At 69.3% G+C, this 218-nt stretch carries 1 protein-coding gene; it reads left to right on the top strand.

What is annotated here, in order from left to right; translation table 11 throughout:
- Nucleotides 1–32 precede the first annotated feature (32 nt).
- Nucleotides 33–158, top strand: a complete 126-nt coding sequence (locus tag ODJ79_RS46950; RefSeq protein ID WP_263030229.1) for a hypothetical protein — start codon at nucleotides 33–35, stop codon at nucleotides 156–158.
- The last annotated feature ends 60 nt before the right edge of the window (nucleotides 159–218 follow it).

The raw sequence follows: 218 nt of genomic DNA, 5'->3' as shown, positions 1-218 counted from the left end.
TTAACTGAACGGCGTTGCCTCTAGCCCAGGTCATGGCCGCACTGCGCAACGCCGCCAATGGCGCCTTACGCCTCGCCGGCGTCACCAACATCGCCGCCGCCGGCCGCCATCAGGCCCGCGACAGCACCCGCTCGCTCGCACTGCTCCGCATCATCTGACGACTTTGCCGGGGCCCTGGGCCCGAACGAACGCAGAGCCCCGCGGTCCCGCACGAATGT

The sequence above is a fragment of the Actinoplanes sp. KI2 genome, from assembly GCF_025630775.1.
Lineage (GTDB): Bacteria > Actinomycetota > Actinomycetes > Mycobacteriales > Micromonosporaceae > Actinoplanes.
The sequence above is the reverse complement of the archived record's forward strand: the minus strand, read 5'-3'. Positions and strand labels throughout refer to the sequence as shown.